Here is a 22,196-nt window from a genome sequence, read left to right on the forward strand (position 1 = left end):
TAAGCAGAAATGTACGGGTTGACCAAGTGGTGTTATGGGCATTGTCAAAAAAACTCGGATGGAGAAGGAGAGCCCCCCGGTGAAGGTTTTGATTACAGGTGCTGCAGGGCAGCTTGGTACCGATCTGGTGAGAGTTTTGGGCGACGGCGGCTGCCAGGTGATCCCCGCAGGCCGCGCCGACTTCGATATCACCGATCTCGAGGCCACCGTAAAATTCATTACCGGTGTTCAACCGGACGCCGTTGTGCACAGCGCTGCCTTTACGGATGTTGACGCCTGCGAAAGTCAGCGTGAAAAAGCCTTTGCCGTCAACGGTCTGGGAGCGAGGAATGTTGCTGTTGCAGCAAGAAAGGTAGATGCCAAGCTCTTTTACATCAGCACTGATTATGTCTTCGATGGCCTTAAGGAGGGGCCTTACTTTGAGTTCGACAGGCCGAATCCGCTCAACGTTTACGGGAGATCGAAGCTGTGGGGCGAAGAGCTGGTTAAGGAGCAGCTGCAGAAGTTTTTCATCATCCGCACTGCCTGGCTTTACGGGCGGGCGGGCAGGAACTTTGTGAAAACGATGCTGATGCTTGGGAGGGAAAAGGGGGAATTGCAGGTCGTTAACGACCAGAGGGGCACTCCCACGTATACCGGGGACCTGGCGCTCCAGATCAAAGAACTGCTTCCCACGGAACTGTACGGCACATATCACTGTTCCTCTCAAGGGGCCTGCACCTGGTACGAGTTCGCCGTCGAGATCTTCAGGCTGGCCGGTCTGAGCGTCAGGGTTGAGCCTGTAACCTCCGAGGAGTTTCGGCGCCCGGCAAAACGACCCAAGAATTCGGTGCTGGAAAACTTCGCACTCAAGCTCGAGGGGCTCGACATCATGCCTCACTGGAAGGAGTCGCTGGAGAAGTTCATGAGAGCATTTAAAAGAGAGGAAATGATATTGTGAAGGCCTTGGTTCTGGCAGGGGGAAAGGGAACCCGCCTGCGGCCCCTGACATATACGATCCCCAAGCAGCTGGTTCCCGTGGCCAACCGCCCGATCATTCACTACGTGATGGATCAGATCGCCGGCGTGGGCATCAGAGATGTGGGGGTCATCATTTCGCCTGATACCGGTTCGCAGATAAAGGAGGCACTGGCAGAGAACCTCTGGGGATTTAATTTTACCTTCATCCTTCAGGAAGAGCCCAGGGGCCTTGCCCATGCCGTCATGGTGGCTCGCGACTTCCTGGGCGATGACCCTTTCCTGATGTATCTCGGAGACAACCTCATCGGGCAGGGCATCGAGGCTTTTGTCGAAGAGTTTCGGCAGTCGAAGCCCGAGGCGATGATCCTTTTGAAGGAAGTAGCTGACCCGCGCATGTTTGGAGTTGCCGAAGTTGACTGCGACGGCAAGATCAGGCGCCTCGTCGAGAAGCCAAAAGTTCCCCCTTCTAATCTGGCGCTGGTTGGAATTTACCTTTTCTCTCCTTCCATCCATGAAGCTGTTCTGGAGATTAAGCCTTCCTTTCGGGGGGAACTGGAGATCACCGATGCCATCCAGAAACTCCTCGACAGGAGAAAGACCGTAAGGAGCTTCATCCTCAAAAGATGGTGGCTTGACACCGGGAAGAAAGACGATCTGCTGGAGGCCAACCGTGTCGTTTTAGACGAACTCGTGAGAGAGAGCCTGGAGGGAGAAGTTGACGGGGGGAGCAGGGTTGCGGGACGCGTCTTTCTGGCGAAAGGAGCCCGGATTGAAGGGAGCACCGTCCGCGGCCCGGCGGTTATCGGGAAGGGAACGATCGTCAGGAATTCGTTTATAGGCCCCTATACAAGCATCGGCAGCGACTGCGCGGTTGAAGGTTCTGCCCTCGAACACGCTGTGATCCTGGACGGCGCCAGGATTGCAGGCATTGCGCGCCTGGAGGACAGCGTTGTCGGGAGAAATGCCGTTATCTCGAAAGGGAGCCAAAACAGCCAGGCTCTGCGGCTGATGGTGGGTGATGATGCGGAGGTGCTGCTGTAGTGCCGTTCAGTTTTCAGAGGTTAGAGATTCCGGAGGTCGTCCTCATCGAGCCGAAGGTCTTTCAGGATGGGCGCGGTTTCTTCATGGAGACCTACAAGTTCTCCGATTTCACAGCATTCGGCATCACCGAGCGCTTCGTTCAGGATAACCATTCTCGATCATTAAGAGGCGTCCTCCGCGGCCTCCACTACCAGAATCCCCCGAATGCCCAGGGAAAGCTCGTCCGGGTCGTCGCCGGTGAGATATTCGATGTAGCCGTGGATATCAGGAGAGGCTCCCCGACCTACGGGAAGTGGGTTGGTGAGAGGCTTTCGGCAGAAAACAAGCGGATGCTCTACATCCCCCCGGGGTTTGCCCACGGCTTCTGTGTCCTGAGTCAGGAGGCCGAGGTCGTCTACAAGGTGACCGAAGAATACGCACCTGAGCACGAGGCGGGGATCATCTGGAACGACCCTGACATCGGCATCCGCTGGCCGGTCGCAGAACCCATCATCTCTGAAAAGGATGCAGCCTTTCCCCGCCTCAAGGAAGCAGAAAACTATTTCTTTTTCTTTTATCAGGACTAGAGGACGCTTCTCAGGGGAGAGGGAAGGCAAGGAGGCTCAAGGTGAAGAAAAAATGAAGCTGCTCATTACCGGCGGTGCGGGTTTCATCGGGAGCAATTTCATTCGCTATATCCTACGGGAGCATCCAGAATGGGAGATCGTCAACCTCGACAAACTCACTTATGCCGGGAATCTGGCTAATTTGAAGGATGTCGAAGATAATCCCCGGTACAGGTTCGTCAGGGGGGATATTGCCGACCGCGGGCTGGTGGAGAGGCTCTTCCATGAGGAGAAGTTCGATGTAGTTGTTAATTTCGCCGCCGAGTCCCACGTGGACCGGAGCATCCTCGACTCCTCCCCCTTCATCGAGACGAACGTCAAGGGAGTGCAGGTGCTCCTGGAGGCGGCAAGGGAGTTCGAAATAAAGAAATTCGTTCAGATCTCCACCGATGAGGTTTACGGCTCCCTCGCCCACGACGATCCGCCCTGCACCGAGGAGAGCCCCCTGCTTCCCAACAGCCCCTACTCCGCCAGCAAGGCGGCGGCCGACCTCTTGTGCCGCGCCTATCATAAAACTTACAAACTTCCCATTGTCATCACCAGGAGTTCCAACAACTACGGCCCGTACCAGTTCCCCGAAAAGCTGATCCCTCTGATGATCACCAACGCCCTGGAAGACAAGCCCCTGCCCGTCTACGGGGACGGCCAGAACGTCCGGGACTGGCTCTTCGTCGAGGACAACTGCCGGGCCATTGCCCTTGTCATCGAGAAAGGAAAACCCGGAGAGATCTACAACATCGGAGGCGGAGAAGAAAAGCGAAACATCGATGTGGTAAAGACCATCCTCCGGCTCCTGGGGAAACCGGAAAGCCTGATCACTTTTGTCAAGGACCGCCCCGGCCACGACCTGCGCTACGCCCTCAATACCGGCAAGATGCTTCGAGAACTCGGCTGGCAGCCTGTAGTTTCCTTTGAAGGGGGCCTCGCCCAAACAGTTAAGTGGTACCTCGAAAACCGCACCTGGTGGGAGCGCGTCCGTGCCGGCGCCCACCTCGATTTCATGGAACAGTGGTACATTTTGCATAAAAAATACGCTGATAACTAAAAAGAATATGGGTTAATTTGATTCGCTGATTCCTTAAAGTAGCGATTTAAGTAGGATATTTAACCATAAAGGAGGAAAATATGGCGAATGATAATATAATTTATCCATTAAAAGCAGAAAAGTTTCTTAATGCTGCTCTAAAACATTATGAAGCCATTAAAGGGTCGTATATCTACAATGCGATTGTGCGTGATTTGTGGCAGAAGACTGATCAGGTAAACGCAGGATACGGGCAATGGCTCAGGCAAATGCTTGAAGTTGATACACAAACTACAACATCAAGGGCGGTCGGATCATGGATTTACGCTGTGGGTCTGGTGATTAACTGTTCGGCGGTATTCTCACAGCTATATTTCTTGAGGCAACAACTGAATTGAATATTAACTGGTATTTTAGGTGTATTTAGATACATTTTTATTGCTGTGTATATCTCTTACCATCTCTGATAGTGATATTAAGCTTATTAAACAAAATATTTTTAGGTGTGGATAACAATGAAAAGTAAGGATAATTTTGTTAAAACAGATTTCGACTTTGGTTGGAAAAGGTGGCAAGGTATTCCTGCCTATGCAGATTTAACTCTTCAACATCAAAGAGGAGATATCCTTGATGTAGGATGTGCTACTTGTCAGCTTTACACATTTTTGCGATCAAAGGGTTGGGAAAAAAGGTATTATGGAATTGATATTCAAAAATATGAGGGCTATGAATATCCTAAAGGTGCAGAGCTTATCATAGGAGATGCTCTAAAAGTAGAATTTCCAAGTTTTGATACGGTTTTACTCTATAATATTTTGGAGCATGTTGATGACCCAATAACATTATTAAGAAAAGCAATCAATGCTGCCAGAGAAAATGTTCTTATTAATGTGCCGAAAAGAAATGAGGAAATGTGGAAATATGGTGTTGTTGAATATCATCAGCTTGACAAGACTCATAAGCATTGCGGTTTTTCAAAAGAAGAAGTCTATAAATTAGTGGATTTAGCAGAAGGAGAGATAAAAACTTATAAAGAGGTGGGAAAAACAAATGCAACGATTGGGATTGGGCTGTGGAACAATATAATACCAAAAGGAATTGTTTATTTGCTTAGTAAAATATTTTCCTCCAAAACTTTTTATCAAGAAATATGGTGCGAGGTTGTGAGAAAATGAAAATAGCAGTTTTTCACAATTTACCTTCTGGAGGAGCAAAAAGGGCACTGTATGGTTTTGCTAAGTATTTGACTAAATCAGGCCATTTGGTAGATGTTTTTATTCCATCAACTGCTGATGAGACATTTTTACCATTGAAAGACGTTGCCAATAAAGTCTATGTATTTCCAGTAAGAAAAACTATTACTGGCCTGATTTATTCTACTTTCCGCTATATTCCCCCAATAAATATGAAAATTTCTTTAAGAGACCTTGAAAGAACGGAGAAAGAAATTGCTGATGTTATTAATAAGAAGGATTACGATATTGTGTTTAGTGAACAGGATCAAAATACTATGTCACCATTTTTTCTGAAATTCATTAAAAAACCAGCTGTTTACTATTGCCAGCAACCTTCAAGATTTCATGAAGCAATTTTACGGAACATCTCTCAAAATAGAAAACAGGGAGATTATCCTCAATTGTTGAGAAAAATATGGCATAAATATTTTGTTAGTAGACTGCCAGAGATAGACAGAGAAAATGCTTCCTTTTCTAGGTATATCTTAACAAATTCATATTTTTCCAGAGAGTCTATCTTGAGAAGCTATGGGCTTAATTCTTTTGTTTCTTATCTTGGAGTAGATACAGATATATTTAAACACCTTGAAATTCCTAAGGTGAACTTTGTCTTGTCTGTAGGAAGTTGTGGTCCATCTAAGGGATTTGATTTTATTATAAAATCTTTAGCTCGTATTGATTCCAAAATACGCCCTAGGTTTATTATTGTTTCCAACAGCGTTGATGTAGGATGGAAAAATTATTTGGAGCAACTGGCAATCAAAGTTGGCATTGAGTTAGAAATAAAACACTTAGTTTCAAATAATGAACTTGTGCAGCTTTACAATAAGGCAAAATTGGTTCTTTATGCTCCCTACCTCGAGCCTTTTGGACTTGTGCCATTAGAAGCAATGGCCTGTGGAACACCAGTAGTGGCAGTAAGAGAGGGGGGAGTAAGAGAGAGCGTGATTCATGATGAAACAGGAATTCTCACAGAAAGGGATGAAGACATGTTTGCCCAAGCTGTTAGTGAACTCCTCTTAAACAAAGAGAAAAGAGAAAAGATGGCTAAAAGATGTATAGAAGTAATTCGTAATTTTTGGACATTAGAGCATGCTGGAGAAAGATTATTAAATCATTTGAATCGTGTTATGGGGGTAAAAATATGAACTGGCAAGGTAAAAATATCTTAATATCTGGAATAAGTGGATTTGTTGGTCTTATTTAGCAGAAGAGTTGCTAAAAAGAGGAGCAAATGTTTTTGGTTTAATCAGGAAGAGAGCCGATGGAACAAAACCGAGGAACTTGGTAGATAAAGGGATTGTTGCTTTATAATATGGTGCTAAATAATATGGTGCTAAAGGCTGGCATTTCTAAAAACGATGTATTCCTTATCCCCCTTGGCATAGACCACGGCAGGTTTCGTATTCTAAAGGATATCAGAGAACGGCCGAAAAGGTTGCTATGATGTATTCAACTGCTAGCTATAAAGCGCCGGAAGATGGTTTGAAAGCATTAGAAATTTGTAAAAAAGAGACACCCAGATTTACAGGTGACCCTGTTTGGGCCAGGTTCTAGACCCAAGAAATTGCCATCGTGGGTAGAATATGTAGCAAATGTCAATGATGAAGAGCTGATTCAAATATATAACTCATGCAGTATCTTCGTTTCTTCTAGTGTAGCTGAGGGTTTTGCCTTTCCTCCTGCTGAAGCTATGGCTTGTGGTTGTGCAGTTGTCGCGACCGATAGTGGTGGCATTCGCGAGTATGCAGAACATGAGAGGACTGCTTTGTTATCTCCGCCGAGAAAACCGGAAGCATTGGCTGAAAATTTGCTTCGCGTTTTAAAGGATGACAACTTCTGAATACAACTTGCAAAGGCAGGGCATGAACAGATCAAAGAATTTACCTGGGATCGAAGTACAGACTTGTTGGAAAAAGCTTTGCTGGAGCACATGGAAGAAATACATTTAAGTAAAATAAGTAAAGGGAGATAGTAAAAAATGCCAAAGAAAGCTTTAATCACAGGGGTTACTGGGCAAGACGGGGCGTATCTTGCAAAGTTATTGCTCGAAAAGGGTTACAAAGTCTATGGAACTTTTCGTCGAACAACGGGTATCATGTCGTGGCGGCTGGAAGAGCTAGGCATCTTGGACAAGATTAAACTTGTTCCTATGGATCTTTTGGAGCTTACTAATATCATACGTGTGATCGAGGACATAAGACCTGACGAAGTCTATAATTTGGCTGCCCAAAGCTTTGTCGCCCTTTCTTTTGAACAACCGATCTTAACCTGCGAGACCAATGCTATAGGAACTCTAAGGCTTCTCGAAAGTGTAAGGACTATCACCCCAAAAACTAAATTCTATCAGGCTTCATCCAGTGAAATGTTCGGCAGGGTCTTAACCGAGCGCCAGAATGAGGACACCCCCTTTTATCCAAGAAGCCCTTACGGGGTATCGAAGCTTTTTGCTCACTGGATTACTGTGAATTACCGGGAAGCCTACGGCATGTTTGCTGTTTCCGGCATCTTGTTTAACCATGAATCCCCTCTGCGGGGTGAAGAATTTGTTACACGAAAGGTTTCTAAAGGAGTAGCGCGGATGAAGTTGGGTTTGCAGGATAAACTTGTCTTGGGAAATCTGGAGGCTAAACGCGACTGGGGGTATGCCCCTGAATATGTTGAGGCTATTTATCTAATGATGCAGCAGGATGAACCAGACACTTACATTATCGCAACCGGGGAATATCACTCTGTGCGTGAATTTGTGCAGAGGGCATTCGAGGTTATAGGTATTGAGCTGGAGTGGGAAGGAAAAGGAGTGGAGGAAAAAGGAGTAGACAAGCATTCGGGCAAAGTGCTCGTCGAAGTTAGCCCAGACTTTTTCCGACCAGCAGAGGTTAATACGTTGTTGGGGGATTACTCGAAAGCAAAAGGCAAACTGGGCTGGCAACCTAAAACCTCGTTTGAAGAGCTGGTAAGAATTATGGTAGAAAAAGATGTAGAGAGGGAGCGAAAGAAAACTCGATGACAGAGCTAAAAGGGTAGCGTAAAATCAATTGTATAAAAAGGAAAAACCAAAAAAAAGGGCGTACCCTCAAATAGACCATATTCCCAAAACAACCAAAAGGAGGGTACACCTTGAAAATCAGTTTAAATGCATGATGTCGAGGTCAACGAGAAATGGAGGCAGGAAATTTTCATCAACGATCTGGCCTTCTATATCAGGCAGTTCATCAAACACGCCCTTGAAGAAGCAATAAAGCAGGAAATTAACCAGCTTTCTGGGTTATGAACAGTACAAGAGGGGAAATGACAAAAGGGATAACTATCGCAATGGATATTACGAACGAGATCTCCTCACCCGGTTTGGCTTGATTGAAGATATTCAAGTGGCAAGAGACCGTAACGGCGAATTTGAATCGAAGGTTCTTCCTCGCTACAAGCGGAGAGAAGAGAAAATCGACAGACAGATCATTGATCTTTTCATTGGTGGAATCAGCACCCGAAAAATGAAGAAGATCACCAAAGAACTGCTGGGCAAAGGTTATTCCGCCGGCACCATCTCCCGAATCAACAAGCAACTCACCCAGGAGATGCGAGCCTGGCTGGAACAGCCCATTGAAGACAATATCATCTACATCTTCTTAGACGGCCTAAACCTGCCGGTTAAGCGGTTTACGGTGAGCAAGGAATCCCTTCTGGTGGCCATCGGCATCACCATCTACGGATACAGAAATCCTGGGAGTCCAGCTTGGAGACAGGGAAAGTTCAGCTTCCTGGAGGGAGTTTTTCAAAGACTTAAAAAGGCGGGGGTTCAAAGGAGAGCATTTAATCATGGGAATCATGGACGGCCTGCCGGGCCTGGAAAGCGCCTTCACCGAGGCCTTCCCAAAAGCCAAAGTGCAGAGGTGCGTCGTCCACAAGCTCCGGAACATCGCATCAAAACTTCCCCGCAAAATCCAGAAAGATTGTCTTGACCACGCCAAACGCATCTTTTATGCAGGCTCCCATGAAGAAGCTGAAGAACGTTTCCACGCCTGGAAAGATGTCTGGGAAAAAATAGCGCCTAGAGCCGTAGCATGCCTGGAAAAGGATCTGCAAGCAGTACTTCAGTTCTATACCCAGCCCAAGCCTTTGTGGAAGCTTCTGCGGTCCACCAATACCATCGAACGTACCTTCAAGGAATTTAAAAGACGTACAAGACAGATGGACAGCCTCCCTAATGAGGACTGCTGCCTGAGATGCATTTTTGCAATATCACAGGATCTGAATCAAACCTGGTCGGAAAAGAGGATTGATGGGTTCTTGAAAATGCAGCAGAAAGTGGTTGCCTAAAAATGTTAATCTTTGAGGGTTGCCCAACATAAAAAATTTTACACAAAAGGCTTGACACTACCACTGTCAGGTAGTAAAGATTGAATGATGAGATCCCCCTGTGCGCTAGGGTGTATAAGGTTACCGAGCGGACAATACTTAACAACGGCTAGCTTCTCCTCGATCCTGAGGCCTTGAGGTGGAAACCTACTGGACTACTTTACCGATCCTGTAGATGAAATCATCGCCCTTTACCATGGCCATGACACAAGTGAACAGTTCCGCAGTAAAATCAAAACCGACCTCGACCTGGAACGGCTGCCCAGCGGCAAGTTTGCTCTCTATTCGACTTGGTCTTATATCTTGGGGTGTTTGCTTACAATGTTCTGCGGCTGATAGGGAAGCTCAACCTCTCTATAAAGAAGGTGCCCCTGCGCCGGATGGTCCAACATCACCATCTGCGAACAGTCATTCAAAACTTGATCACCATGGCCTCACGGCTGGTCCGTCATGCCCGGCGGTTTGGCAAGTACAGTCCCTGGTATCCGGCTTTTGAAAATCTGTATGTGCTATTAGCCTAAGCAGAACCTCTGGATTACAGTGATATAAATCCCGCATTCAAGCCTTTCCACGAAAGGCCTGTTTTCCTATACCCTTTTTTTTCCTATACCCTTTTTATAGAAAGCTGGACATATAATTATAACACCTTGATAATCTGCAAAAAGCGACAACCGATTTGTATGTAATTAAAGGTTTGCTGTATGGTAAATATAACTCTCATAACTATTTTACTGTTAAATCAAGCTTGTTCCTTTTTGTATTCATGGATTCAGGTTATATTTATGTAAAATGATAAATGTGGATGGTGACATGATGGCCAGCGTAACACTAGTCTATTTGGTAACTATATATTTAGTATGTTTGATGTTTGTAATAAAAAGTAAAAACTTTCTCAACCCTGTACATGTATTTTTACTTTCCATGGTTCCACCATATGTAGTATTTTATTTTGTAGGTGATACCGAATTGCATAGGAAGTCATATCTACTTTACATTATTACTGTTACATCTTTTATCATAGGCTATTTCTATGCAGTAGCGATTCTTAAACTATTGTGCTCGAGTTCAATAAAAAAAGCAATTAAAAAAGCAAATCCTGGTGTTCAGTATCAGTTTAAGAAGATAAAGCCGTTGTTGAACATATTTCTTTTTATAGGTTTAATTGGTTTCGTGCTTGCAGCAATTAAGGCGTATAAGTTCAGCCAATTAGGGCCGGGTGGCCCTCTTTTCAACTTGCGTTATGCCAATACTGTTTTGAGAGTAGATATTGGTATTCCTAAATATATGTTGTTGTTCCTGCATATCTCAGTTTTATTAATGATTCTATATCGAAAGCATAATTACAAAACAATCCTTTTTCTCGCTTTAATATGGGCCGTTTCTTCCATGTTTACGATGGCTAGAACTGAACTTCTATTAGCACTTACATCTGTTTCTGCAGCTTACTACCTTAGTAGCCGTTTTATTTATAGAGATTCTTCCCTTTCTTTAAAACCATTTATTATTACTGGGGTCGTTTTTAGTTTAGGTTTTATTGGAATAGCTTTTGCAACACATAAAATTAGATCTTCTTTGTTGAGCACGTTCCTCGATTATTATATTGGGCCAATAGTCGCTTTTGATCGATATGTATTGGGATTCAATAGTTATACTTTAGGTTGGAACATATTTTATCCTTTTACCAAACTATTAAGCATTCTTGGCTACCAATTTATATCAGGACCCTACGTTCCGCCTGGTCAAGTTAATGTTTTCACCATGATGGCAGGGCCTTACCTTGATTACGGCGATATCGGCCTTGTTATTGTGCCATTTTTTTTGGGATTAGTGTATGCAATTATTTATAGGGGAGTTGTAAAAGGTGACATTTATTTTATCACATTTTATTCTTTGTTTGTTTTTCCTTTGATTATTTCTTTCTTTGCATACGAATATGCTCTAGCTAGTTGGTTATATTACATAGCTATTTTGTTTGTAGTAAAAATTTGGGAGTTACTACAACGTTAGTTGAGATAATTACGAAAAGTTGGACATAAGGAGGTTTTCAGTGGCAGATTTTCCTACTATGCATCCAAGACTTGATATCATCATTGTCAATTGGAATTCTGGACATCAATTGCAATGTTGCCTGAATTCGATTCTTAGAGCTGACAAGGAAAGCTTTATTGTAGAGCGAGTAGTGGTGGTGGATAATGCATCCACTGATGGTTCGGCAGAAGGAGTTGAAGATTTTGATCTCCCCTTGTGTTTAATACATAACATTGAGAACCGGGGTTTTGCTGCAGCTTGCAACCAGGGTGCAAAAGGTAGCAAAGCCGATTACCTGCTATTTCTAAATCCGGATACCTGCCTTTTTAAAGATTCTCTGACAAAGCCACTAACGTTTATGGAACAAAAGGAAAACAGGAATATAGGTATACTGGGCATTCAACTGGTGGACGATAATGGTCAAATCAGCCATACCTGTGCCCGTTTTCCTACACCAGGCCGTTTCTTTTCAAAGATGTTTGGGCTTGATCGCTTGTTTCCTAAACTTTTCCCAAGCCATTTTATGACTGAATGGGATCATAGGGAAGGTCGAGTAGTGGATCAAGTAATAGGTGCGTTTTTTTTGGTGCGACGTTCCATATTTGAGGATTTAGGAGGTTTTGACGAACGCTTCTTCGTCTATTTTGAAGATCTTGACTTTGCTCTTCGTGCACGGCAAGCCGGGTGGCATAATTTCTATCTGGCCGATGTACAAGCTTACCATAAGGGCGGGGGTACTTCAGAACAAGTTAAAGCTACACGTCTGTTCTACTCTTTACGCAGTCGAATTCTTTATGGCTACAAACATTTTGGGTGGTGGTCAGCAACCGGCTTAATGCTGGGGACGCTATTACTGGAGCCGCTAACACGTATAGCATGGGCTGTTATTCGCCGTTCTGGTAGAGATATCATCGAGACTATCAATGGTTATTTTATGTTATGGAGGGCATTACCAGCATTATTAGAAGCGACCAGGAAGTGTGATAAATTATGAAGGTCCTTTTACTCAGTAGATACACCCGTCTTGGTGCCAGCAGCCGGGTTCGTTTTTATCAGTACATTCCATACCTGAAAGAACAAGGCATTGAAGTTACGGTGTCTCCTTTATTTGGTGACGATTACATTAAAAACCTTTACTCAGGTAACAAAAAATGTTTTGGAAGCATTATCGCAGCATATTTTAGGCGACTTGGTGTTTTGCTTAAGAGCCGGCGATTTGATTTGTTGTGGATTGAAAAAGAACTGTTTCCCTGGCTACCAGCCTTGGCGGAGGCGGTGCTCCAATGGTTTAATATCCCCTATGTCGTTGACTACGACGATGCGGTATTTCACCGTTATGATCTGCATTCGAATGTGTTAGTTCGTTCATTCTTGGGCCGTAAAATAGATAAAGTTATGCGCCGAGCTGCTTTGGTGTTAGTTGGTAATGACTATCTGGCAGAGCGCGCTTATCGGGCTGGTGCGAAACGTGTGGAGTATCTGCCTACTGTAATTGATTTGAACCGTTACAATGTAGTGGATAAAGCTGGTGACACAAGTTTTAACATCGGCTGGATCGGTTCCCCTGCCACAGCAAAATACCTTAACTTGGTGCACCCGGCACTTGCTGAGGTTTGCAGGAAAAGAAATACTCGTTTGGTTTTGGTGGGTTCGGGCGAAATTAAACTGGAAAATGTGCCTATAATGCTACGTAGCTGGTCAGAAGAGACTGAAGTGGCTGACATTCAAAGTTTTGATGTGGGTATCATGCCTCTGCCAGATGAACCATGGGAACGGGGAAAATGTGGTTACAAACTTATTCAATATATGGCATGCGGCGTACCGGTTGTAGCCTCGCCGGTTGGAGTAAACAAGCAAATTGTTGAAAACGGGGTAAACGGCTATTTGTGTCAAACCACAATAGACTGGGTTAATGCCCTAACTACTTTGCGCGATATTCCGGAGTTAAGAGTTAAAATGGGTAGAGCAGGGCGAATAAAAGTTGGGAAGAAATATTGCACACAGGTTACAGCGCCACGACTGGTTGCTTTGCTGCATTCGATAGGAGGAGTGGGCTAATGTGTGGTATAGCAGGTTTTTTAGGCACTAACACAACTTATAGCAAGCAAGCATTGAAAGAAATGACTTCTTTACTGAAACATCGCGGTCCGGACGGAGAAGGTTTTTATTTTGATGATTTTGTAGCACTGGGACACCGGCGGCTGTCTATTATCGATCTTGAGGGAGGCCAACAGCCTATAACTAATGAGGATGGTTCTGTGGTAACGATCTTAAACGGCGAGATTTATAATTACATTGAGTTGCGTCAAGAACTACTGAAAAAAGGTCATCGTTTTTCTACAAAAACAGATACCGAATGTTTGGTACATTTATACGAAGAATACGGAGTAGATTTTCTTCGGTTTTTGAGGGGTATGTACGCTTTGGCTTTGTGGGATAAAAATCTGAGAAAACTAGTTCTGGCTAGAGATCGTGTGGGTAAGAAACCCCTTTATTATACTGTTCGAAACGGAGTATTGATTTTTGCTTCTGAATTAAAAGCACTGAAAAAGTATCCCATAGTGGATACTTCAATTTCCCTACAGTCAATATGGGATTATCTTACATTTGGATTTATTCCTTCGCCAAATACAGTTTATAAAAAAATATGTAAGCTTCCACCGGGACATCTGCTCGTTTATGATGGTAAAGGTGGGGTTAAAATTGAACGATACTGGCATGTTAAATTTACTCCTAAGCTGTCTGTATCCAGGGAAGAGGCACTCGAACAGCTAGAAAGAAGTCTTGAGAAGGCTGTTTGCTTGCGGCTCAGGTCGGATGTTCCCGTGGCATCCTTTCTTTCTGGGGGAATAGACAGCGGTTTAGTTACTGCCATCGCAGCCCAAAACTACCCTGACCGCATAAAGACCTTTACCATCGGCTTTGAAGACGGCGACTTTGATGAGAGAAATTTGGCCAGAAAGGTGGCTGAGCGTTATAGTACCGATCATCACGAGTTTCTGGTGAGACCAAATCTGGAGGATGATCTTGGTAAGATTGTGGCAGCGTATGATGAACCTTTTGCGGATTCTTCCGCAGTTCCATCCTGGTACGTGGCCCGGGAGGCTGCCAAGCATGTTAAAGTAGTGCTTAACGGTGACGGTGGTGATGAGGCTTTTTGCGGCTACCGGAGATATTTGGCTGCTAAATTTTTTAGTACTATCAGCTTTTCGCAAAGCGGCTTAATAAAAAACACGTTGAACTATATAGTTGATACAATGCCCGAACCGACGGCAGCTCGTTCACTGTACGGCTTTTTTCACCGTTTCTTAAGGGGAGTTGCCCTAAATGAAGTGGAGAGGTACCTTGCTTGGACCGGTGACAAATTAAATGAAGCGGATAAATCAGAAATGTTCTTATCTAATCTGGTAGGGAGTGTTAACCCTTCCATAAGAATTGTGGAAGATACACTAAACGAATTATCCATTTCTGGTGAAAAAATTGGATTTTTAGATAGGATGCTTTGGTTGGACATGCGCTTAATATTGCCCGATGACCTTCTGGTAAAAATGGACATTGCTACCATGACCCATTCTCTGGAAGCCAGATCGCCATTTTTAGATCATGAATTATTTGAATTTGCTATCAGGTTGCCACTTAATATAAAGTTGCCAGGACGTACTACCAAACCTTTACTGAGATCTCTGGCTAAACGATACTTGCCGCACGAAGTTGTGACAGCTCCCAAAAAAGGTTTTGAGGTACCGCTGGCAAGGTGGCTTAAAAGTGATCTGGCGGGTATGGTTCAAGATCTGCTTATTTCTACCAATGCAGAAATTTATGATTTTCTGAAGCATAAAGCTGTTGTTTCTTATATCCAGCGTACTGATATAGAACCTAAGCGGTGGGCTGGTGTCGTATGGAGTTTATTGTGGCTGGAACTTTGGTTAAGACAAAATAAGTCTTTGTAGTGACGTTTGAAGTGAGGTGTTAGAAAAATGAGTAGGTAGTGTAAAATCAATTGTATAAAAAAGGAAGACCATAAAAGAGGGCGTACCCTCAAAATAGAACCCTATTTCAAAAACAACCAAAAGAAGGGATTTTGGGATCAACCTCGCCGTGATTACGAGCGACAACTACGTGCTGGTTGCCCAGAGATCGTCGCACGTGAAGTCCCGCCTGCTCGTGTGGAGCGTTGCCGTGAACGAGGGTCTGGGCCTCCGGCGCGAGGTGGTAACCGCGCCTTAGCTATTCTGAGGGTAACAAGAGGCTGACCATCTGAGCACGCGGGGCTTTTGGTGAAAAGGCGAAAAAGGGCAATTTTTTGGGGAGGGGTTGAAGCTTGACAGCAGAAAAAACTATGGGATGTGCGGTGGTCGGGCTGGGGTATGTCGGGCTGCCGCTTGCGGTACAGGCGGCCCAGGCGGGGTATCTGGTTTATGGTGTGGATGTTAATGAAGAAAAGGTGGAACAACTAAAGCAGGGGAAGTCGGATGTTCTTGATGTGCCTTCTCATGTTGTCGCGGAATTAGTTGCTTCCGGTTTGTTCTTCCCCAGTACAGATTTTTCTTCCCTGCAGGAAGCAGATGCGGTTGTCATCTGTGTTCCAACTCCTCTGCGCAAGTCCAAAGACCCGGATATGTCCTACGTTTTGTCTGCAATCCGGTTTTTCAAACCCTACCTGCGAAGAGGTCACCTCGTTGTTGTGGAGAGCACGGTCTATCCTGGAGCTACTGAAGAACTGATCAGACCTGAGCTGGAGGAGGGCGGTCTCAAGGTTGGGCGTGACTTTTTCCTTGCTTTTTCTCCTGAGCGCGTTGATCCCGCCAACCGCGTTTATGGTATTAAAAACACGCCTAAGGTCGTCGGGGGCGTTACCCCCGAATGTACAAAAAGGGCAGTTGAGTTCTACAGTTCTTTTGTAGACGAAGTTGTTCCGGTGTCTTCTGCCCGGGCTGCGGAAATGGTGAAGTTGCTGGAAAACGTCTTCCGCGCCGTGAACATCGCCCTTATCAACGAGACTGCGATTATGTGCGACCGGATGGGAATCGATGTCTGGGAGGTGATCGAAGCCGCTGCGTCGAAGCCCTTCGGGTTTATGCCCTTTTACCCCGGGCCTGGGATTGGAGGCCATTGTATCCCTGTTGACCCGATTTACCTTTCATGGAAGGCAAAGAGCATGGGGTATCACCACAGGTTTATCGAGCTTGCCACGGATATTAACAGCGAAATGCCCAATTACGTTGTGGGGAAAATTTCTGAGATCCTCAACCTTAAGGCAAAGGCGATCCGCGGGAGCAGGATTCTTCTCCTTGGTGTCGCTTATAAGCCGGACGTAGGCGATGTGAGAGAGTCCCCCGCGCTGGAGATATACCACTTGCTGCGCGAGCGCGGTGCACTTGTTGACTACCATGATCCATATGTAGAATCTTTTAAATATCTGGAAACAAGTGTTAGGTCCGTAGAACTCAATCAAGATAATGTTCAAAATTATGATCTTCTCGTGTTGACCACAAATCACTCATGCTTCGATTACCGGTGGCTTGCGGATCACGCCGAACTGATTTTTGATACGCGGAACGGCTTTAAAAATGTTGAGGGATCGAACATTTTCAGGATCGGGGCCCCTTTGCCTAAAGCGAGCGGGGTACCCGCGGGCGCGGGGTATGAGTGCTCATGAGCAGAACTTGTCTTGTAACTGGTGGAGCGGGCTTTATCGGTTCTAATTTGACGCTCGAACTGGTGAGACGGCGGTGGCGCGTCAGGGTTCTGGACAACCTTGCGACAGGGAGGCTGCAGAACCTCGAGCCTGTTTTAGACCAGATCGAGTTTATTCAGGGCGATGTCCGGAATCGTGAGGACGTCGAGCGTGCCGTAAAAGGGGTCGAATTCGTCTTCCACCAGGCGGCCCTGCCTTCGGTGCCGCGCTCGGTGGAGGACCCTCTGTCAACAAATGAGGTTAATGTCACGGGTACGCTGAATCTCCTGCTGGCCGCCCGCGACCTGGGAGTGCGCCGGGTGGTTATTGCCTCTTCATCATCTGTCTACGGCAACATTCCTGTTTTGCCCAAGAGCGAGGAGCTTAAGCCCTGCCCCGCCTCCCCTTACGCGGTGAGCAAGCTGGCGCAGGAGCTTTACGCCAAAAACTTCTGGGAACTCTACGGGCTCAGCACCGTCTGCCTGCGCTACTTCAACGTCTTCGGCCCCCGGCAGGATCCCCAATCCCAATATGCCGCTGTCATACCGAGATTCATTGCTGCTTTGCTTTGCGGCCGCAACCCTGTAATTTACGGAGACGGGAACCAGTCCCGCGATTTTACTTTCGTGGCCGATGTGGTGGAGGCCAACCTCCGGGCGGCGGAAGCGGAGGGAGTGGACGGCGAGGTTTTTAATGTCGCGCGCGGGGAAAATGTTACGATAAATGACCTGCTGGGGATGCTTGGAGACATTACAGGCGTTGCGCTTACTGCTGAGCACCAGGAGCCGCGGCCCGGTGACGTGAGGCATTCACGTGCCGATATTACGAAAGCGCGGCGTCTTCTGGGGTATGTTCCACAATATGGTTTGCATGAGGGCCTCGAAGAAACGGTAAAGTGGTTCAGGCAACACCTGTAATAGGAGCCCGGTGGATTGATTGCCTGTTGCGTGCTTGTTAGCGTAATGCCTGTTAGCGTGCGAGGGAGCGGGAGAATTGGCCAGAGTACTGATTATATCTCACTACGCCAGGTCGTTGCTCAATTTTCGCGGGGAGCTTATTCGAACGTTGACGGAACTGGGGCACGAGGTAACAACCCTGGGGCCGGAGGCAGGCTTTGAAGAAAAGCTGAAAGCTCTTGGGGCCGGTTATATCCAGATCCCATTGGAGAGGACGGGACTTAACCCTCTCAGGGATTTTTCTACGCTGCTTGCTTTGGTGCTGGAAATGAAGAAGCTCAAGCCCGATGTCGTCTTTTCCTATGCGGTCAAGCCCGTGATTTACGGCTCTCTGGCGGCCCGGGTGGCAGGGGTTCCCGCGGTCTGCTCCATGATTACGGGAGTGGGCTCTGTCTTTTTGGAAGAGAGCGGTAGATATATTTTGCTGGCGCGGCTGGTGAAACTGCTTTACAAGGCAGCCTTGAGGTCTAATCGCGTGGTGTTTTTCCAAAATCCCGATGACATATCGCTTTTTAGAGAAACAGGTCTTTTGCCGGCAAAGTGCCGGGTAGTCCTGGTCAACGGCTCCGGGGTAGATGTGGAGCGGTTTTCATATGTTGAGCCGCCGGTGAAACCCCTTTCTTTTCTGCTTATTGCCCGGCTTATCTGGCACAAAGGGATTCGCGAATACGTGGAGGCAGCCCGTTTGCTTAAGTCTCGCTACCCGGAAGTGTCCTTTAAATTGCTCGGCCCTTTGGATACCAATCCCTCGGCCATCGGGAAGAAAGAGGTGGAAGCCTGGGTGGCTGAAGGGGTAATAGAGTACCTGGGGGAAACCGATGACGTGCGTCCCTACCTGGCTGCCTGCAGCGTTTATGTGCTGCCATCTTACAGAGAAGGCACCCCCCGCTCGGTGCTGGAGGCGATGGCCGTGGGGAGGCCGGTGATCACAACCGATTCGCCTGGCTGCCGGGAGACGGTGAAAGACGGCGTAAACGGTTTTCTCGTTCCCGTTAAGAATAGCGTTGCTCTGGCGGAGGCTATGGAGAGGTTTATCTTAAATCCAGAGATAATCGTGGAAATGGGCAAAAAGAGCAGGGAAATCGCGGAGCAAAAATACGATGTCCACAGGGTAAACCAGGTCATCCTGGAGGCTATGGGCTTAAAAGAGAGAGTGTTTTCTTGTTGTCCTATATAGTGACTGGGATAGTGCGAAAGACAATACACTTTCTTTCTTTGGTGGTTTATAGTATATTTCAAGCTTAACCGTACACGAATGAATAAAAACCAGAGTTTTAAAAAAACCACCTTCTATTGGTGGTGGATGGGAAAATGTGCCCGGTGGTGGGAAAATGGCTGAAGGAAAAAAGAATCCCACACGATCTTTTTCTTGGCTTCCGGAATGATGTGCCTCAGATATTGAAAGAAAGTGATATTTTCACTCTTATTTCTAAACGTTAAGGTCTTCCGCGATGATGTATAATGGAGGCCATGGCAGCCGGGAAACCGGTAGTGGACACCGATGTTCGGGGAAACCGTGATCTGGTGGAGCATGGCAAAACCGGCTTGCTCGTGTAATTGGGAGATACCCATGGGTTAACTACAGGTTGATTAGAGATGCAGATTTACGCTCCAAAATGGAAAAGGCAGCGTTTGAGAAGATCAGTGATTATTCTTTAGATAATGTTCTCTCAGAGATGAAATCAATTTACCGTAGTTATCTATATCTGAAATAAGTTTGTTATATAAAGAGTTAAAAATATTGCCGTGTTAATACATTAATGGAAATACTGGCATATTACCTGTTTATCTGAATTAAGAGGATAATCTGGAGGAATTCAGAAGTATGGACCCAAGGTGGTTATCATTGATGCAATCCGAGTTGGTAACAGGGCCTTTATGGATGATCCTGGGTGCGATTCTGGATGAGCCGGTAAAAAAGGCGTGCCGGAAAGTTTACCGCAAAAAGCGCTAGAATGATGCGGCATATGATACCAGCTCGAGAAGTGCCCAGGGAAATGTTTTTTACGCCGCATGATGCAAAATATGGATGGGTTGTCCTGGATACTACCAATGGTAGAGGTTATGGCAAGGCGCAACTGGTTACCCGTTATGTAAATGAGGATGCTCAACTACCGGATGTCTTGAAGAAGTTGCGCTCAGAAACTGCGGCGGAAATATTAAAATCAGGAGAAACGGGGGTTATACGGCCCTGGAACGGGAAAAGGTATTATCTGAAGTCTTTTTCGATTACCAGAACCCGTGATGATGAGCGGCCCAGAATTCATTTTGAGTTTGGGCCCTCCGATTACTTAAATTTCCTGGCAACCTCCTTGAATTTGGACCGTGAATTATATGTTAATGATGAAAAGTTCACATTGCGGGACAAATACCTGGCGGGGAAAGATCCTTATGGAAAACCGGTGGCTTTTCTTGCTCACAGTTTCGGGATTAATCTGGCGGTTCTCACAAGGGATAACTATGTTTTGCTGGTTCAAAGATCGGTGAATGTTAAATCCCGCCCCGGACTATGGAATATTGCTGTTAACGAGGGTCTGCAACGCCCAACGGATGGTGATGTCAATGGGAACCCAAATTTTTATAGAGCGGCCATTAGGGGAGTATATGAAGAGCTGGGAGTATCGATTACGGAGTCTGACAGTGATTGGCCCTTGTTTTTGAGCTTTGGCCTTGATTGGGAATTGTATCAGTATGCCTTAGGTCGCGTGCGCTTGAATTTAACGGCGAAGGAAATTCTGGAGATTAGAGAGGTCGCTTGCAAGGATAAATGGGAAAGCAGGGAATTGCATCCTGTAATATTTTCACTTAAATCTCTGGCATCATTCGTACGGGAACATTATCCGTGGTCACCCGCCGGCCTGGTTTGTTTGATCCATACCTTGATGATGGAAGAGGGTTTGACGATTGAGAAAGTTATGAAAGAATTCGCAAAAGCCGGGATCAGGCATGAGGTTTTTAGAGGTTCTTCTACTTAGCATGTACAATGATTATAGATATTGATATGGGTTTGTTCGAAATCATTTAAAATAACGTGATGATTCTGGCTATTAATATGGAGGAGGAGCATGGGGAAGAGTATTGCCGAAGTGGTTAAGCGCGGGATAGATATCTGCGTAGCGGCTGTGGGGCTTGTTTTGTTTGCCCCTCTTTTTACAGTGATTGCTCTTTTGATCAGGCTCGATTCCTCCGGGCCGGTATTTTTCCGGCAGGTGCGGCCGGGCCTGCACGGAAAGCCTTTTGTGCTTTACAAGTTTCGCACCATGCGGGAGGCTTTCGACGGGGATGGAAAACCACTGCCTGACGAAAAGCGCCTGACACGGCTTGGGTATTTTCTGAGAAGCACCAGTCTTGATGAACTGCCGGAGCTATACAACGTGCTCAAGGGGGAGATGAGCCTTGTGGGCCCCCGACCCCTGCTCATGGAGTATCTTGACCGCTATACACCTGAACAGGCGCGCCGCCATGAGGTGAAGCCGGGGATCACCGGATGGGCGCAGGTGCACGGGCGCAATGCCCTTTCCTGGGAGGAGAAGTTCCGGCTTGACGTCTGGTATGTAGATCACCGGTCTCTCTTGCTTGATCTCAAGATCCTCCTGCTCACACTTTGGAAGGTACTGCGGCGGGAGGGGATAAGCCACTCCGGCTATGCCACCATGCCGGAGTTTAAGGGAAGTGGAAAATATGGATCCTGTTAGGGATGCCGTATTTGTGGTCGGAGCCGGCGGCCATGCCAAGGTGGTGATGGCAACGCTGCTCGATGCGGGTTTTTCGATTACTGCGTTGCTGGACGACGACCAGACTAAATGGGGCTCTGAATTTTTCGGTTTACGGGTGGCAGGCAGTTTGGAAATGTTGCGTGATATGCGTTGCAGTGCCGTTATAGCCGTCGGCGATAACCGGTCCCGGAGGGATATCTCATTGCGTTACGGCGAATGCCGATGGTTGACCGTGGTGCATCCCGCTGCGTACGTACATGATAGTGTGCAGCTTGGAGCCGGTACGGTGATTATGGCTGGTTCAGTTATCCAGCCGGATTCCCGTCTTGGAGATCATGTAATTGTTAATACCGGAGCAACCATTGATCACGATTGTGAGATCGCGGATTTTGTCCATATTGCTCCCGGTGTTCACCTGGCCGGGGGTGTTTCTGTGGGTGAAGGGGCCTTACTTGGAATCGGTTCAGTGGTTTTACCTGGAAAAAAGATTGGAGCATGGGCGATAGTTGGAGCTGGGAGCGTTGTCGTTGATGATGTTCCCTCGTTTATAACGGTCGCCGGGGTGCCGGCGCGCCCGGTGGGAAAGGAATGAATGAAG

The 22,196-nt window shown here is 46.4% G+C and carries 21 protein-coding genes and 2 pseudogenes; all 23 read left to right on the forward strand.

Annotation, left to right across the window (positions count from 1 at the left end; translation table 11 throughout):
* Window positions 1-79: 79 nt before the first annotated feature.
* The 23 genes and pseudogenes from rfbD to HPY58_10120 all read left to right on the forward strand — a co-directional run bounded on the left by rfbD (window position 80) and on the right by HPY58_10120 (window position 22,190).
* Window positions 80-940, forward strand: coding sequence for a dTDP-4-dehydrorhamnose reductase (gene rfbD / locus HPY58_10010; protein NPV29965.1), 861 nt, complete (start codon window positions 80-82; stop codon window positions 938-940).
* Window positions 937-2,001: a glucose-1-phosphate thymidylyltransferase gene (locus HPY58_10015; GenBank protein NPV29966.1), complete on the forward strand. Its 1,065-nt coding sequence runs from the start codon at window positions 937-939 to the stop codon at window positions 1,999-2,001. The genes rfbD and HPY58_10015 overlap by 4 nt, the downstream gene beginning before the upstream one ends.
* The gene (rfbC, locus tag HPY58_10020; protein NPV29967.1) at window positions 2,001-2,567 is read left to right on the forward strand and encodes a dTDP-4-dehydrorhamnose 3,5-epimerase; all 567 of its coding nucleotides are present in this window, start codon (window positions 2,001-2,003) and stop codon (window positions 2,565-2,567) included. Before HPY58_10015 ends, rfbC begins: the two co-directional genes overlap by 1 nt.
* A 52-nt stretch (window positions 2,568-2,619) precedes the next feature.
* Window positions 2,620-3,651: a dTDP-glucose 4,6-dehydratase gene (gene rfbB / locus HPY58_10025; protein ID NPV29968.1), complete on the forward strand. Its 1,032-nt coding sequence runs from the start codon at window positions 2,620-2,622 to the stop codon at window positions 3,649-3,651.
* Between the two features lie 80 nt (window positions 3,652-3,731).
* On the forward strand, window positions 3,732-4,028 hold the full coding sequence (locus HPY58_10030; protein NPV29969.1) for a hypothetical protein: 297 nt from the start codon (window positions 3,732-3,734) through the stop codon (window positions 4,026-4,028).
* Between the two features lie 117 nt (window positions 4,029-4,145).
* Window positions 4,146-4,805 carry a class I SAM-dependent methyltransferase gene (locus HPY58_10035; protein ID NPV29970.1) on the forward strand — a complete coding sequence of 220 codons (660 nt, stop codon included), beginning with the start codon at window positions 4,146-4,148 and terminating at the stop codon, window positions 4,803-4,805.
* Window positions 4,802-6,013 carry a glycosyltransferase family 4 protein gene (locus HPY58_10040; protein ID NPV29971.1) on the forward strand — a complete coding sequence of 404 codons (1,212 nt, stop codon included), beginning with the start codon at window positions 4,802-4,804 and terminating at the stop codon, window positions 6,011-6,013. The genes HPY58_10035 and HPY58_10040 overlap by 4 nt, the downstream gene beginning before the upstream one ends.
* Window positions 6,014-6,396: 383 nt before the next feature.
* Window positions 6,397-6,708: a glycosyltransferase family 4 protein gene (locus HPY58_10045; protein ID NPV29972.1), complete on the forward strand. Its 312-nt coding sequence runs from the start codon at window positions 6,397-6,399 to the stop codon at window positions 6,706-6,708.
* Window positions 6,709-6,846: 138 nt separating this feature from the next.
* Entirely contained in the window at window positions 6,847-7,875 is a 1,029-nt protein-coding gene (gene gmd / locus HPY58_10050) for a GDP-mannose 4,6-dehydratase (protein ID NPV29973.1), read from the forward strand.
* 126 nt (window positions 7,876-8,001) lie between these two features.
* Window positions 8,002-8,139: a hypothetical protein gene (locus HPY58_10055; GenBank protein ID NPV29974.1), complete on the forward strand. Its 138-nt coding sequence runs from the start codon at window positions 8,002-8,004 to the stop codon at window positions 8,137-8,139.
* Window positions 8,129-8,665 (forward strand): annotated as a pseudogene (locus HPY58_10060) (hypothetical protein). Before HPY58_10055 ends, HPY58_10060 begins: the two are co-directional and overlap by 11 nt.
* Window positions 8,583-9,182, forward strand: coding sequence for a hypothetical protein (locus HPY58_10065; GenBank protein ID NPV29975.1), 600 nt, complete (start codon window positions 8,583-8,585; stop codon window positions 9,180-9,182). Before HPY58_10060 ends, HPY58_10065 begins: the two are co-directional and overlap by 83 nt.
* An 828-nt stretch (window positions 9,183-10,010) precedes the next feature.
* Window positions 10,011-11,228, forward strand: coding sequence for an oligosaccharide repeat unit polymerase (locus HPY58_10070; GenBank protein NPV29976.1), 1,218 nt, complete (start codon window positions 10,011-10,013; stop codon window positions 11,226-11,228).
* Between the two features lie 58 nt (window positions 11,229-11,286).
* Window positions 11,287-12,243: a glycosyltransferase family 2 protein gene (locus HPY58_10075; GenBank protein NPV29977.1), complete on the forward strand. Its 957-nt coding sequence runs from the start codon at window positions 11,287-11,289 to the stop codon at window positions 12,241-12,243.
* Window positions 12,240-13,307: a glycosyltransferase family 4 protein gene (locus tag HPY58_10080; protein ID NPV29978.1), complete on the forward strand. Its 1,068-nt coding sequence runs from the start codon at window positions 12,240-12,242 to the stop codon at window positions 13,305-13,307. The genes HPY58_10075 and HPY58_10080 overlap by 4 nt, the downstream gene beginning before the upstream one ends.
* The gene (gene asnB / locus HPY58_10085) at window positions 13,307-15,199 is read left to right on the forward strand and encodes an asparagine synthase (glutamine-hydrolyzing) (protein NPV29979.1); all 1,893 of its coding nucleotides are present in this window, start codon (window positions 13,307-13,309) and stop codon (window positions 15,197-15,199) included. Before HPY58_10080 ends, asnB begins: the two co-directional genes overlap by 1 nt.
* 389 nt (window positions 15,200-15,588) lie before the next feature.
* On the forward strand, window positions 15,589-16,908 hold the full coding sequence (locus tag HPY58_10090; protein ID NPV29980.1) for a nucleotide sugar dehydrogenase: 1,320 nt from the start codon (window positions 15,589-15,591) through the stop codon (window positions 16,906-16,908).
* Entirely contained in the window at window positions 16,905-17,843 is a 939-nt protein-coding gene (locus tag HPY58_10095) for an SDR family oxidoreductase (protein NPV29981.1), read from the forward strand. The genes HPY58_10090 and HPY58_10095 overlap by 4 nt, the downstream gene beginning before the upstream one ends.
* Window positions 17,844-17,919: 76 nt before the next feature.
* The gene (locus HPY58_10100) at window positions 17,920-19,059 is read left to right on the forward strand and encodes a glycosyltransferase family 4 protein (GenBank protein ID NPV29982.1); all 1,140 of its coding nucleotides are present in this window, start codon (window positions 17,920-17,922) and stop codon (window positions 19,057-19,059) included.
* A gap of 134 nt (window positions 19,060-19,193) precedes the next feature.
* Window positions 19,194-19,597: pseudogene (locus HPY58_10105) on the forward strand (glycosyltransferase).
* 240 nt (window positions 19,598-19,837) lie between these two features.
* The gene (locus HPY58_10110; protein NPV29983.1) at window positions 19,838-20,857 is read left to right on the forward strand and encodes a hypothetical protein; all 1,020 of its coding nucleotides are present in this window, start codon (window positions 19,838-19,840) and stop codon (window positions 20,855-20,857) included.
* Between the two features lie 90 nt (window positions 20,858-20,947).
* Window positions 20,948-21,577, forward strand: a complete 630-nt coding sequence (locus HPY58_10115; GenBank protein ID NPV29984.1) for a sugar transferase — start codon at window positions 20,948-20,950, stop codon at window positions 21,575-21,577.
* On the forward strand, window positions 21,564-22,190 hold the full coding sequence (locus tag HPY58_10120; protein NPV29985.1) for an acetyltransferase: 627 nt from the start codon (window positions 21,564-21,566) through the stop codon (window positions 22,188-22,190). Before HPY58_10115 ends, HPY58_10120 begins: the two co-directional genes overlap by 14 nt.
* Window positions 22,191-22,196: the final 6 nt, after the last annotated feature.

Source organism: Bacillota bacterium (genome assembly GCA_013177945.1).
GTDB lineage: Bacteria > Bacillota > DSM-12270 > Thermacetogeniales > Thermacetogeniaceae > Ch130.

Bases quoted from the DNA above. Each gene is read 5' to 3' on its own strand.
- rfbB (NPV29968.1), top strand. From the start codon at position 2,620: ATGAAGCTGCTCATTACCGGCGGTGCGGGTTTCATCGGGAGCAATTTC.
- HPY58_10030 (NPV29969.1), top strand. From the start codon at position 3,732: ATGGCGAATGATAATATAATTTATCCATTAAAAGCAGAAAAGTTTCTT.
- HPY58_10035 (NPV29970.1), top strand. From the start codon at position 4,146: ATGAAAAGTAAGGATAATTTTGTTAAAACAGATTTCGACTTTGGTTGG.
- HPY58_10040 (NPV29971.1), top strand. From the start codon at position 4,802: ATGAAAATAGCAGTTTTTCACAATTTACCTTCTGGAGGAGCAAAAAGG.
- gmd (NPV29973.1), top strand. From the start codon at position 6,847: ATGCCAAAGAAAGCTTTAATCACAGGGGTTACTGGGCAAGACGGGGCG.
- HPY58_10055 (NPV29974.1), top strand. From the start codon at position 8,002: ATGCATGATGTCGAGGTCAACGAGAAATGGAGGCAGGAAATTTTCATC.
- HPY58_10070 (NPV29976.1), top strand. From the start codon at position 10,011: ATGATAAATGTGGATGGTGACATGATGGCCAGCGTAACACTAGTCTAT.
- HPY58_10075 (NPV29977.1), top strand. From the start codon at position 11,287: ATGCATCCAAGACTTGATATCATCATTGTCAATTGGAATTCTGGACAT.
- HPY58_10080 (NPV29978.1), top strand. From the start codon at position 12,240: ATGAAGGTCCTTTTACTCAGTAGATACACCCGTCTTGGTGCCAGCAGC.
- asnB (NPV29979.1), top strand. From the start codon at position 13,307: ATGTGTGGTATAGCAGGTTTTTTAGGCACTAACACAACTTATAGCAAG.
- HPY58_10090 (NPV29980.1), top strand. From the start codon at position 15,589: ATGGGATGTGCGGTGGTCGGGCTGGGGTATGTCGGGCTGCCGCTTGCG.
- HPY58_10095 (NPV29981.1), top strand. From the start codon at position 16,905: ATGAGCAGAACTTGTCTTGTAACTGGTGGAGCGGGCTTTATCGGTTCT.
- HPY58_10110 (NPV29983.1), top strand. From the start codon at position 19,838: ATGATGCGGCATATGATACCAGCTCGAGAAGTGCCCAGGGAAATGTTT.
- HPY58_10115 (NPV29984.1), top strand. From the start codon at position 20,948: ATGGGGAAGAGTATTGCCGAAGTGGTTAAGCGCGGGATAGATATCTGC.
- HPY58_10120 (NPV29985.1), top strand. From the start codon at position 21,564: ATGGATCCTGTTAGGGATGCCGTATTTGTGGTCGGAGCCGGCGGCCAT.